Genomic DNA, 12,519 nt, shown 5'->3' on the forward strand with positions numbered 1-12,519 from the left:
AGTTTTTCCCCTCCCCTATATTCAGGATAATTGCTGTGCCTTCAATTTGAGATCATTTAATATCTGCATCGCCTGAAGAGGCGTCATATTCATGACATCGATATCTTTCATTGTACGGATGAATTCTCGTGCTGGCTTATCTTCCACCACAACAACATCCGTTTTCGTTGCCACATTCGGCTCATCATCCCCAAAGATGGACAGTTGAACCACATCCGAATGGCTTGCGCCGGACTGTCCTTTGCTGTTTGATTTCTTGGCATGCGACATTCCAGCCCCGGCTGAATCTTCTATAGAAGGTGCGTAATCTGCATTTTCCGCAGTATCATGCTCCCGGAGCATAGAAACCGAATCCGTGTGCTGGAATTCTACACCTTTTACATTCAGGCCTGCTTCCTGCTTCTCATTCCCGATGTATTCACTGCCCACAGCTACTTGCGCAGCCGCATGTTCAAACCCATGTAACAGTCCATTTGCCCGCTCAATGATGCTATCAGGCAGACCTGCAAGGCGTGCACAATAGATACCATAACTGCTGCTGGCTGCTCCGGCAATCAATTTGCGCAGGAAATTAACCTTGTCCCCGCTCTCCTGTACCGCCATGGAGTAGTTGGCCAGCTTGTCCAGACTCTCCTCTAGATGAGCAAGCTCATGGAAATGCGTGGATACAAGGGCTTTACAACCGATAATATCATGTACATATTCTATAACAGACTGAGCAATCGCCATACCTTCGCTGGTGGACGTTCCCCGTCCCAATTCATCGATAATAATCAGACTTCGTGGTGTCGCTTTGTCCGTCATGACCTGAATGTCGGCCATTTCAACCATGAAAGTACTTTGTCCGCCAATGAGATCATCCGCGGCACCAATCCGTGTGAAAATTCGATCCATGATCGGCACTTCAGCCTGTCCCGCAGGCACAAAACAACCAACTTGCGCCAAAATGGAGATTAGAGCCACTTGTCGCATATACGTACTCTTACCAGCCATATTTGGGCCAGTAATCAGGAGAATACGCGCCTCTTCCTTGGTCATTGCGGTGTGATTGGCAATAAATGCGCCATCCCGCATGACCGCCTCGACAACGGGATGACGTCCTTCCTCCACAACCATATCATAACCGTCGGTCAGCGTAGGCCGTACAAAGTTTCGCTCAGCACTGATCACCGCAAAAGATTGATACACATCAATTTCGGCTACCTGTTCGGCCAGCTTCTGCAGTCTTGCAATCTCTTTGTTCAGCCGCTCGCGCAGTTCTGCAAACAATCCATACTCAATATCAACCATTTTGTCCTGAGCTTCGAGAATTAGCGTCTCTTTTTCTTTCAACTCCGGCGTAATGTAACGTTCCGCGTTGGCAAGTGTCTGTTTACGTTCATAACGTCCCTCTGGCAACGCGGACAGATTGGACTTGGTGATCTCAATATAATAACCAAACACTTTGTTATATCCAATCTTCAGCGATCGAATGCCTGTCGCCTCACGCTCTCGGGCTTCCAGCTCCGCAATCCACTGTTTTCCGTTGACTGAAGCCTCACGCAATTCATCCAGACGTTCATGGTACCCTTCACGAATCAGGCCTCCGTCCCTTACCGATACAGGCGGCTCATCGACTATGGCTTGCCCGATCGCTTCACGCAGATCATTGCAATCATCTATCGTATCAGCAATATGCTGCAATGTTGCGGAAGATGATCCTGCGCAATGCTGGCGGAGTCCTGGAATTTTTTCCAGCGATGATTTGAGCGCATTCAGGTCACGACCATTGGCATTACCAAACGCAATCCGGCCTACCAAGCGCTCCAGATCATAGATATCTTTAAGCTCTGTCCGCAGGTCTTCACGCAATATAAACTGGTTGTACAGCGTATCCACTGCTTCAAGCCGCTCATTAATCTTCCCTTTTTGCAATAATGGCTTATCGACCCAGCGACGCAGCATTCTTGCACCCATGGATGTCTCAGTCCGATCAAGCAACCAGAGTAAAGAACCTTTTTTGGAACGTTCACGCACGGTTTCCACCAATTCGAGGTTCCGGCGTGTAAAGGGGTCCAAGATCATGTAATGATCCGGCTCATACGTTGAAATTTGAGTTAACTGCCCAAGCGAACGTTTCTGTGTCTCACTCAGATAGGAGAAAAGTCGTGCAATGCACGCTTGACGTTCCGGCTCTAACCTTGCCCATACGGCCTCGCCAAACTGCTGACGGACCAAATCTTCCTTATTCTTAGTCCATGATGTGTAGACCACAGGACGACCGATTGGTGACGCTTCGGCTTCAACTGTTTCAAGAAGCGCAGCATCCCCTACCAGCTCCGATGGTTCATAGATGCCGATTTCATCCTTCAGCCATTCCTTGGAGTAGGGTACGGAGGTCACATACAACTCACCTGTTGACAGATCACAGGCTGCCAGCGCCAGCGTATTTTGATTACCTGTAAGGCAAACCATGTAGTTGTTGGACTTGTCCCCCAGTGTCTTGCCTTCCATTACCGTTCCGGGTGTAACCACACGTACAATTTCACGTCGAACCATGCCTTTGGTTACACTTGCGTCTTCCATCTGTTCACATATCGCAACTTTATATCCTTTTTCAATCAGACGCTGTATGTAATTGTCAGCCGAATGATAAGGCACACCGCACATCGGAATTTTGTCATCTGCGCCTCCGTTGCGTGCGGTCAGCGTGATCTCAAGTTCACGAGCGGCATTAATCGCATCCTCAAAGAACATTTCATAGAAATCACCCAGTCTAAAAAACAAAAAAGCATCTTGTGCTTCGGCCTTCACTTGCAAATATTGTTGAATCATTGGCGTATACTGAGCCATGATGAATATCCTCCATCCCGTTCCTATAATGTCAGGAAGAAACGCGTCCTGGAAGGACAATAAGACGGTCAGGCACTGTGTTCGCGCCTCCGCCTTATGTGTTGGCTATTCGCCATTTCCTTCAAAGGTTGCTGCTCCATATCTTCCGTAGCTTATGACTTATAAAGGTTGTTCGATAAGTCCGCGGCTTTTAAACACACACTTCAAAAGACTTGTTTCTTATTATATCAAAAAAACATGCATTCTTCATGAACCTGCCCGAATATTCCAGAGTTTACGGATATCACGGCTCTCATCCCAGGTTCTTCCCAGTTTAAATTGAAGGAGTAACGGAGAGGCATACCTTTCATAACGTGCATATCCATCCAACCTCTTCAGATCATCTATCAGAGCTGGAATGTGTTCCTGGATTACTTCGCGCTTTCCTTCATAAAAAGCGGTATGAACCTTCGCTTTCGCCAACGGACGCTGCCGTAATTGAGTATACCCGCTCGCGATTAGAGCTGCCAAGGCCACAACGCCCTTCGCAACAAGGGGCGACACGAGAAAGCTGGGTAACGTACGGTACTCAAACCCACCGTAGGATTTCAGGCGAAAATCACCTAATGCTCCATAACGTGGCCGCCTTCCCGACCCACGAGGATCTTGAAGTAATGCCAGTGGCAAAGCCAGATAATTGTCCAGTGCGCGGAGAAGTTCTCCGGTAAGATTCACACCGCTAAAATGGATATGACCGCCCAGAGGCAAGCCCCGCTGCGGCATACCTCCTGCCTGCCAGATGAGCGAGTGATCACTGATGCTGCGGGAAGCGGCTGCGAATGCCCTCATCAGATGAGCCAATAGCTCTCGTGGTTCAGCGCTGGGAGCGGGTCTCAATTCAGCAACTGGATATATGCGCCGGCCACCTATCGTCACGGAATCGCAGCCTGCCATGCCTGTGCGTTCAAGAAATTTGGAGGCGGGTACGATTTTGGATTCCGGCATCTGCACCAGAAGAAACTCGGGGTCCATGCCGAGGATGGGCACGGTTTTGTGACTACGCTCCTCGTCCAGCAGTTCCTGATGCTGCTTCCAGCTTTCCCTGTAGGTAGCCGCAAGGTTGGTTACCCCTTTCCACGAACTCGGATCGATCGAAATAACTGCACAACCGCCGTTCCCTGAGGATTCCATTCGAACGGCTCCATGATCCAGTCCCAGCGTGTACAGCGTTTTGATCGCAAGTCGTTCTATACGCTTGAACAAGGTTGAACTCACTTCACGCTCCAACAACGTTTCCTGTGCCCCTCCCATGCCACTCGTATCCTTGCGCTTAATCCGAATCGCCTGCAAACAGCTTATCTCTACATCATAGCGTACACGCAAGCCTGGTTCGCGTTTGCGCCGATCCTGCTGTGACAACACTTCAATGCCTGCCTGTTTCAACCGTTCTGTGCGTTCTCCAGATTTCATCTTTTCATATCGGAGTAATGCCTCCTCCGCTTGTTCCATCACATTCATGACGTCCCCCCTCCCGGATCATGCAACTAAAATAAAAATAACCCCGCAATGCGGAGCCTTCCCGTGAAAGGTATTCCAGTCATATTGCGAGGCTCGTTAACACCCATTTTTTAATATTGAAGAAGAAAGAGGGCTTACGCCCTCTTCACCGCGCCTTCTGGCGCATATGATACCTTAGGTTATGAAATACATGATAAATCAAACTCACAGCTCATCGTCGAGCAGATCGGGATCGAGATCGTCATAATCTCCATCGCCACTGCCAAAGTCATAGTCCTTGTCTTCGTAATCACCGCAACCATCTGTGCAGACCTTCACACAAACTTTGGTTTCGGCAACGAGTTCTACAGCAAATTCCCGTTCAACCCGAATAATTACACTGCTTCCCCCCGCCGATACTGTGGCTTCCACACAGCTAGGTTCCTGCGTTGCATCCGCAGATACCTCCACTGTGGAAGTCCGATGTTTCGGGTCCAGATAGGACAAAGGTACATGTTCTACATACGACACCGTTTCTTTGGCTACATCCGTCTGCGAATTCTTGTCATAGGAATACCAAATGTTGATATCGTAAGTACCAATAACTTCAATTCCGTCACCCGCTGATACGGCTTCATATTGGTGGTTGATAATCCAAGCCCCCAAAATACTTGTCGGCCCATTTGGCGGAGTCACGGTATGTGTTACGGTAGAGAACTTACGACCTTTGCCGCAGATCGCCTTCGTGATAATCTCTCTACATTGATGTTTATGACTCAATGACATCTTTAAACCTCCTCCATACAATCATTCACTACAAGTGTATGCAGGGCATTCGTCTAGGGTGACAACTATTTTCTATTATTCGTTTGTAGATTGGGACCGGTCCGAGATTGGGGACGGTGCTTTGTCCTTCTTCGCGACTTTCAGATACAGCGCGAGTTCACGGCACAACTGGAGAATTGCGGAACGAATCTCGAATTCTTCCCTTGTATCCGGCAGCTCCATACGTTTGAATTCTTCTTGCACATCCGCAAGAAGTTTTTCAGTTCGTCCGGTGTAGGATTCAGTAAGCACATCCTGACTGAGCTGGTCGAACAGCTCTGATACCATTTCCGCATGTGGCATCTTCTGATAGATCTGGGACACCAGATGCATCATGTGCTGGATGGAGTCGAGCTGCGTTTTGCGCATATAGAAATAGACACTCCATTCCTCATTCGGATGAATCACCTGATTCTCCAGAGAGCGCTTCGCTGCATCAATACCGCCCAGAATCGCTTTATCTGCTTCAATCAGTTCTCTACCTGCCCATGCTTCATTGGGATTACGCAGCGTGGCCGCGAATTCTTTGAAAATCTTCGAGAAGAGTTCATCGATCCGTTTGCGAATGCGCAGCATCTGTGGATCCGCTGCCGGCATATAGGCCAGGTTAACCGCCATTGCGGAACCAAGACCAATCAGTAACAAAGCAATTTGTACGAGGACAACATTCACGTCCATCTCTCCGCCGCTGAACACCCGAAACACCACGACTGAACCTGTTACAATACCTTCCTTGAAGCCAACCCGGACAATAACCGGGAATGCAATCAATATGTATACGGCCAGTACCCAGTAATGGAATCCTAGAAAGTGAAAAAGTACACTTGCAAATAAAAGTCCAACGACTGAAGCAAAGAACCTCGCCGATATGGTGCGAATACTTCGTTTTCTCGTTACATCGACCCCAAGAATGGCAAGCAATCCTGCTGATGTTGGTCCTGGCAAGCCGCACCAGTCCGCAATCAGCACGGCCATTAATGCGGCGATTGCGGTTTTAATTACCCTAAAACCCATTTAACATTCCATCTCCTCTAAGCTGTAAAAAAATTGTTAGCCCGCTCGTCGCCTCATTCATTCATTCATCATGACTAGTATGTCTCGTCCAAATATAAACTAGACGACACCAACCGACATGCGCATGCATGCCGGTCACAGCAATACGCCCCGAATGAGGGACGCTGGCAAGTTAGATCGTTGCGACAGAACCTCAAGGCCCTCTTCTCCAATCATCGCATTCATTCCGGATCTGCTCGGAATATTCATACTGAATATGGTACTTGATTTTATGGTATCGGGCAACGTGACACCCCTTGTGAAATTGTACACATATAATAAACGTTCATCATAGGAACAAATCATAACCACATTACCTGCGGCCAGCCAGCAATTTGCGCTCTGCATAGACAACAAGTTGATACATGGCTGTTGCAACGGCAGCAATAATTAACAAACTCGATAATACGAGCGTGAAGTTGAATACCTGGAATCCGTAGATAATGAGATAACCAAGCCCTTGTTTGGCAACCAGAAACTCACCTACAATTACACCCACCCAAGCCATACCCACGTTCACTTTCAAGGTGGAAACAATCGCCGGAAAAGAAGCTGGCAATACAACTTTCGTAAAAATTTCGGAACGATCTCCACCAAACGTACGAATGACTTTAACATAGTTGGGATCCACTTCATTGAAGCTGTTATACACGACCAATGTTGTGATAATGACCGTAATGGACAACGTAGTCATGACAATGGCTGTAAAACCTGCGCCGAACATAACGATAAAGATTGGGCCGAGTGCTACTTTTGGCATACTATTAAACACAACCATATAAGGGTCCAGCACCTTGGACAAAAAAGGAGACCACCAAATCAGAACAGCAAGCAAGGTTCCAACAAGTGTTCCCAGCAAAAATCCAACGGCCGTTTCCCCTACGGTCACCCCAACATGCGCCCATAATTCGCCACTAGCGATGTCCTTGCCAATCTGAGCAAAAATCTTGCTGGGATAACTGAATAACAGTACATCAATCCAACGAAGTCTGCCAGCCACTTCCCATAACAAGAACATACATACAAGCATAGATAACTGTACGGCAAGCACTTGATGTCTCCATCTGGCCACCTGCTGAATATGATTCCGATGCAGCTGTCCCATCCATTCGTCACGCTTTTCCTGCTTCGGATTCGTTTGATTCACGCGTCTTTCTCACCTCCCCCGGGCTGATCCAGTTCACTCCATAATGCCTGAAACAGCTCATTGAACCCTTCTTGCTCCCTGGCATGAAATGGCTGAGCCTTCCGAATTCCATCGGGAATGATAAACTCACGACGAATGCGCCCAGGATTGCGATCAAGTACGATGACGCGATCACTGACCGCAATGGCTTCAGATAAATCATGGGTGACGAGTACAGAGGTTTTACCAAACTGTTTTAACGTGTCCGAGACCAGATCCTCCAATTGCAGCTTGGTTTGATAATCAAGCGCAGAGAATGGTTCATCCAACAATAAAATCCCCGGGTCTGTCGCCAGCGTGCGCACCAGTGCTACTCGCTGTCTCATGCCACCTGAAAGCTCTGAAGGGTATTGATTCTCCGTTCCGGCCAATCCCATACTTACCAACAGTCCCCGTACACGCTCACGGCTCCGTTCATCCTGTCTGCCTGTCAGTTCAAGACCGATTAATGCATTATCCAGAATGGTCCGCCATGGAAACAGATAATCCTGTTGAAGCATATAACCAATCTGTGCTGAGGGGCCACCAACGAGCTTCCCTTTGACCTTAACCTCTCCTCTAGTGGGGGTGAGCAGCCCGGCGATGATCGACAACAATGTCGTTTTTCCACATCCGCTCGGTCCAACCAGACTGACGAACTCTCCTTTTTGGATCTCCAGACTCAAGTCTTCAATCACCAATGAAGCTTCCCGCTCGCTGACGTATACTTGAGAGATCCCCTCCAGTCGGATCACACTTTCGGATTCAGGCATTCTGCTCACTTCCTTTCCTGAATACCCATTACTTTGATTTCGCAGCTTCTTCCGCATGGGCATTATTCACAATTGCATTCAAATCTACGCGTTCTTTCAGCTCGCCGGCGGCACTCATGACATCAAGCAAATTGTTCCACTCTTCCTCATCAATGATTGGGTCTGTTGCATAACTGCCCTGTTCCTTATAACGGTTTACACTACTGATCAAAATGGCTGGGTCGATGTCTTTGAAAAAAGGAGTGATGACCCCCGCAATCTCTTCAGCGCTGTGGGAATCTACCCATGCCTGCGCTTTGTGCAGACCATTCGTAAACTTCTCCACGATATCCTTATTGTCGTTAAGATAGCTCTGTTTCGTCATGAAAACCGTGTAGGGCAATCGACCACTTTCTGTTCCAAACGATGCAACAACCTTGCCTCGGCCTTCTTGTTCAAAGATCGATGCCTGAGGTTCAAACAGTTGCACATAATCTCCCGTGCCTGAGGCGAAAGCAGATGCAATGTTGGCAAAGTCCACATTCTGTATCAACTCCAGATCACTTTGCGGATCAATGCCATGTTTGCTCAGTGCAAACTCCCCTGCCATTTGCGGCATACCGCCTTTGCGCTGACCGAGAAATGTCGAATCCCTCAAGTTCTCCCAATCAAAGCTGCCTTCCGTGTTACGAGCGAACAGAAAAGTACCATCCGTCTGGGTGAGCTGGGCAAAGTTAATGACCGGATCTTCCGCTCCCTGCTGATAGACGTATATGGACGTCTCCGCTCCTACAAGTGCGATATCCACCGAACCAGCGAGTAATGCTGCCATCGTTTTGTCACCGCCAGCTGTCGTCTGAATCTCCACCTCAAGTCCCTGCTCCTCAAAAAAGCCTTGAGCCACGGCCACATACTCCGGTGCATAAAATACCGAACGAGTCACTTCGCCAATCGTGATTTTGGCTTCATTTTCTTCCTTGTTACAGCTGGTAAGCGCCACAATGATAATCAGCAGAATAACGATGCCCCGGACGAACCATGGCGTGTATTTCATGTTGTTTCCCTCCTTCACTGGTTTCCAGCAGTTTCTCTCTATTATGGATATGCCGATGCCCAGCAAAAGGTTAAGAACTTGAATGCAAAAAAGAGCCGGGCAATCATGCCCGACTCTTCAGCTCTTCTAAGTGTTGTTTCAATATGCTATTTTTTTGTATATTACAGCTTGTAAATTTCGGCGTATTTGGCTTCCAGATAATCGGCAAGATAATCCGGGTTCAATTCTTCACCTGTTACGGCAATAATCAATTCGGAAGGTGTGCGACTTTTACCATACCGGTAGATCTTGTCTGTAAGCCATTCCTTAATAGGAATCAGATTACCTTCGGCAATAAGGGTATCAAACTCCGGCATTTCCTTGCGCAATGTATGTAGAATTTGAGCTGCATACATATTACCCAGAGAATACGAAGCAAAGTAACCAAAGTCCCCACCAGACCAGTGAACATCCTGAAGAACGCCTTCGCCATCATTCGTTGGCATAATACCGAGGTATTCCTTGTATTTTGCATTCCAGGTTTCTGGCAGGTCCTTCACTTCCAAGCCATCGTTAAATAACATTTTCTCAATCTCGTATCGGATAATAATATGCAGGTTATAGGTCAATTCATCTGCTTCAATTCGAATGAGTGAACTCTCCACCCGATTGATTGCACGATAGAAATCTTCCATTTCAACCTCGCTCAGTTGCGGGAAATGCTGCTGCAAATCTTTGTAATAGCGTGTCCAGAATGGCAAGCTGCGACCAATCATATTTTCCCAAAGACGAGACTGAGACTCATGAATCCCCATGGACGTTCCTTCAGCAAGAAGTGTACCCGCGAGACTGTCATCAATATTTTGCTCATACAGGGCATGTCCGCCCTCATGCAGTGAACTGAAGACTGCGCTTGCTACATCATCTTGCAGATAATGTGTTGTGATTCGAACGTCACCCGGGTTAAGGCCCGTTGCAAAAGGATGAACACTCTCGTCCAATCGTCCAGCTTCAAAGTCATACCCCATTTGTTCCAGGATGAACAAACTGAACTTCTCCTGCTGTTTGGTGTCAAACAACTGATTCAGGAACTCCGTATTCGGCTTGTTGTCCGAAGCATTAATCTTCTCTTGCAAAGGCACCAAACGTGCTTTGAGGCGGGCAAATACAGCATCCACTTTCTCAACAGTCAGATCTGGTTCATACATGTCAAGCAGCGTATCATAACGCGTCTCCTTCACACCCCAGTAATCAATAAACTCCTGTTTGAGCTTAACGATATCTGTCAGATATGGGGAGAATCCTGCAAAATCACTGTTATGCTTGGCATCTTCCCATGCGGTTTCGGACTTGGCCGTGAGTACAGTATAAGCTTGTACTTTCTCAGGTGGTACAGATTGACTGCGATCATATTCTTTCTTGCAATCTTCAACCAGACGACGATCTATATCTTCGAGTTGTTCCAACACCGCTGGAGCCGTTAAAACATCCAGGCAGGTCTTCATGTCAGCCGAAGTTTGCAGCTTGAATGCTTCGGTGGACAACATGCCCAGCGTCTCCGAACGAGTCGGAACGCCTTTTTTCGGCGCACCTGTGCGCAGATCCCAGTGAAGCAAACCAATGGCTTCATGATAGCTCTTGATTTTACGAGCCAGATTACGGAAGGATTCCAAATGTTCCTGTGTTTGTTTATCCATTGTTAACGTTCACCTCTTCAAAAAAAGTGTATTCCCCTATTGATGATACTTTTCCTATTGAGTATAATCAACTTTTAACAGAGGCAAATTTCATTAATCTCCTAAAAGATACGTGTTCAAAAAGTCTGGGTTTCATTACCGAGAAGATGGAGATGAATTTCAACTTCGATGCTGATTATGCCCTCAGGCATGTTTTGTAATCAAAAGTGGACTTTTTGAACAACCTCTAGAAGGTGAGTAATGACATCTGTTGACCGTGATATAAAAATAAAGCAAAGGCGCGTAGGACAAGCTGCATCAAATGCAAATGGCCGTGCTCGTCGTATTGGATAACAGGAGGCAATGGACATGAACAACATTCAAGAGATTTTGGCTTACAACAAATCATTTGTCGAGACTAAAGAATACGAAAAGTATACGGCTGGCAAGTTTCCAACCAAAAAGATGGTTATCATCACTTGTATGGATACACGTCTGGTGGAAATGCTGCCCAAGGCTATGAACCTGAAGAATGGTGATGTGAAAATCATCAAAAACGCAGGTGCGATTATCTCTCAACCTTTCGGGAGTGTAATGCGTAGTGTGCTTGTCGCCATCTATGAACTGGGTGCAGATGAAGTCCTGGTTGTCGGACATACGGAGTGTGGTATGGCTTCCCTTCATGCAGAAACCATGATTGGACATATGGTTGAGCGTGGCGTGTCTGAAGAAGTCATGAGTACCCTTGAGAATTCGGGTATTCGTTTGCAAAAATGGTTGCGCGGGTTTGACAGCGTAGAAGAAGGGGTAAAACATACTGTGGAAGTGATCAAGAAGCATCCTTTACTTCCTCCCAATGTACCCGTCCACGGCATGGTTATCGACTCTGCTACAGGTGAGCTTGATCTTGTCGCTGAGGGGTATGGACAACAGGCATCTCTCTAAATGGTTTGGAGTGCGGACCTTAAGGTTCGCACTTTTTTTTGTCTAAATTAAGGCAGTTGTTCTGTCAGGTTGTCAAACCATACAGTTTCAGTGTACACTTTTATGAAAGCGGTCAAAGAAAGCAAAAAGGTTTATTTTCTCTGACCCAGCCCTAATATTAAGGAGACATGTGCATGAACATACTTTCCTACGGATTGCTCGGGCTGCTTACCCGCGAGGAGTCATCGGGCTATGATCTGATGCTGAAGATTCAGCCTCATTGGCAGGCGAAACACAGCCAGATCTACCCACTCCTGTCCAAGATGGAAAACGATGAGTTATTGGCTTCACGCTGGGTGCAACAGTCTGACAAACCGGACAAGAAAATGTACGCAGTTACGGAAAAAGGCATTGAAAAGCTCTTGGAATGGATGATTACTCCGGTTACCGCACCAGTTACACGCGATGAGTTTAATTTGCGTATCTTGTGTGTTGGCATTGCGGAAGACGGAAGCATGAGACGCATTCTTAACGAGCGTAAAAGCTGGTTTATGGAACGCATACGGTACTTCGAGGATCTGAAGTCACGTATACCTCTGGATAATCTTCGTGTAGGCAACCGAGATTTTGGAAGCTACATCTTGGTACAAAAAGGGTTAATGCATGCGCAAACTGGCCTGGAGTGGTGTCATTGGGTTACCCAACTGCTTGATGGTCAAGCTGCAATTCAAGACCCAAGTCCAAGCGTTTCAGAAATTTAATAAAATTTGAAACGTTCCTGCA

General features: G+C 47.2%; 10 protein-coding genes. 2 read left to right on the forward strand and 8 right to left on the reverse strand.

The features are described from left to right. Positions 1 to 21: 21 nt before the first annotated feature. The 8 genes from mutS to ACTHPG_RS12280 all read right to left on the reverse strand — a co-directional run bounded on the left by mutS (position 22) and on the right by ACTHPG_RS12280 (position 10,833). Entirely contained in the window at positions 22 to 2,832 is a 2,811-nt protein-coding gene (mutS, locus tag ACTHPG_RS12245; protein WP_440389598.1) for a DNA mismatch repair protein MutS, read from the reverse strand. 246 nt (positions 2,833 to 3,078) lie between these two features. Continuing rightward, complete coding sequence (locus ACTHPG_RS12250) at positions 3,079 to 4,329, reverse strand: putative amidoligase domain-containing protein (RefSeq protein ID WP_440389599.1); 1,251 nt, start codon at positions 4,327 to 4,329, stop codon at positions 3,079 to 3,081. A gap of 204 nt (positions 4,330 to 4,533) precedes the next feature. Continuing rightward, positions 4,534 to 5,094 (reverse strand): outer spore coat protein CotE, encoded by a 561-nt coding sequence (locus ACTHPG_RS12255; protein ID WP_062835006.1) that lies wholly within the window; start codon positions 5,092 to 5,094, stop codon positions 4,534 to 4,536. A gap of 75 nt (positions 5,095 to 5,169) precedes the next feature. After that, entirely contained in the window at positions 5,170 to 6,147 is a 978-nt protein-coding gene (locus ACTHPG_RS12260) for an aromatic acid exporter family protein (RefSeq protein WP_253437983.1), read from the reverse strand. A 352-nt stretch (positions 6,148 to 6,499) separates the two neighbouring features. Then, positions 6,500 to 7,291: an ABC transporter permease gene (locus ACTHPG_RS12265; RefSeq protein ID WP_440390236.1), complete on the reverse strand. Its 792-nt coding sequence runs from the start codon at positions 7,289 to 7,291 to the stop codon at positions 6,500 to 6,502. A 38-nt stretch (positions 7,292 to 7,329) separates the two neighbouring features. Then, entirely contained in the window at positions 7,330 to 8,124 is a 795-nt protein-coding gene (locus ACTHPG_RS12270; protein ID WP_440389600.1) for an ABC transporter ATP-binding protein, read from the reverse strand. Positions 8,125 to 8,152: 28 nt separating this feature from the next. Then, a complete protein-coding gene (locus tag ACTHPG_RS12275; protein WP_440389601.1) occupies positions 8,153 to 9,157 on the reverse strand; it encodes an ABC transporter substrate-binding protein in 1,005 nt (334 codons plus the stop codon). Between the two features lie 161 nt (positions 9,158 to 9,318). Continuing rightward, entirely contained in the window at positions 9,319 to 10,833 is a 1,515-nt protein-coding gene (locus tag ACTHPG_RS12280; RefSeq protein WP_440389602.1) for a carboxypeptidase M32, read from the reverse strand. Positions 10,834 to 11,181: 348 nt separating this feature from the next. Between ACTHPG_RS12280 and ACTHPG_RS12285 the strand changes: the two genes are divergently transcribed. Continuing rightward, positions 11,182 to 11,757, forward strand: coding sequence for a beta-class carbonic anhydrase (locus tag ACTHPG_RS12285; protein ID WP_440389603.1), 576 nt, complete (start codon positions 11,182 to 11,184; stop codon positions 11,755 to 11,757). Positions 11,758 to 11,930: 173 nt separating this feature from the next. Continuing rightward, positions 11,931 to 12,497 (forward strand): PadR family transcriptional regulator, encoded by a 567-nt coding sequence (locus ACTHPG_RS12290; RefSeq protein WP_253437997.1) that lies wholly within the window; start codon positions 11,931 to 11,933, stop codon positions 12,495 to 12,497. Positions 12,498 to 12,519 lie beyond the last annotated feature (22 nt).

It is taken from the genome of Paenibacillus sp. SAF-068 (genome assembly GCF_051967555.1).
Taxonomy (GTDB): Bacteria; Bacillota; Bacilli; order Paenibacillales; family Paenibacillaceae; genus Paenibacillus.

Excerpts from the sequence above, each read along its gene's own strand:
- mutS (WP_440389598.1), bottom strand. The coding sequence starts at position 2,832 with ATGGCTCAGTATACGCCAATGATTCAACAATATTTGCAAGTGAAGGCC.
- ACTHPG_RS12250 (WP_440389599.1), bottom strand. The coding sequence starts at position 4,329 with ATGAATGTGATGGAACAAGCGGAGGAGGCATTACTCCGATATGAAAAG.
- ACTHPG_RS12255 (WP_062835006.1), bottom strand. The coding sequence starts at position 5,094 with ATGTCATTGAGTCATAAACATCAATGTAGAGAGATTATCACGAAGGCG.
- ACTHPG_RS12260 (WP_253437983.1), bottom strand. The coding sequence starts at position 6,147 with ATGGGTTTTAGGGTAATTAAAACCGCAATCGCCGCATTAATGGCCGTG.
- ACTHPG_RS12265 (WP_440390236.1), bottom strand. The coding sequence starts at position 7,291 with ATGGGACAGCTGCATCGGAATCATATTCAGCAGGTGGCCAGATGGAGA.
- ACTHPG_RS12270 (WP_440389600.1), bottom strand. The coding sequence starts at position 8,124 with ATGCCTGAATCCGAAAGTGTGATCCGACTGGAGGGGATCTCTCAAGTA.
- ACTHPG_RS12275 (WP_440389601.1), bottom strand. The coding sequence starts at position 9,157 with ATGAAATACACGCCATGGTTCGTCCGGGGCATCGTTATTCTGCTGATT.
- ACTHPG_RS12280 (WP_440389602.1), bottom strand. The coding sequence starts at position 10,833 with ATGGATAAACAAACACAGGAACATTTGGAATCCTTCCGTAATCTGGCT.
- ACTHPG_RS12285 (WP_440389603.1), top strand. The coding sequence starts at position 11,182 with ATGAACAACATTCAAGAGATTTTGGCTTACAACAAATCATTTGTCGAG.
- ACTHPG_RS12290 (WP_253437997.1), top strand. The coding sequence starts at position 11,931 with ATGAACATACTTTCCTACGGATTGCTCGGGCTGCTTACCCGCGAGGAG.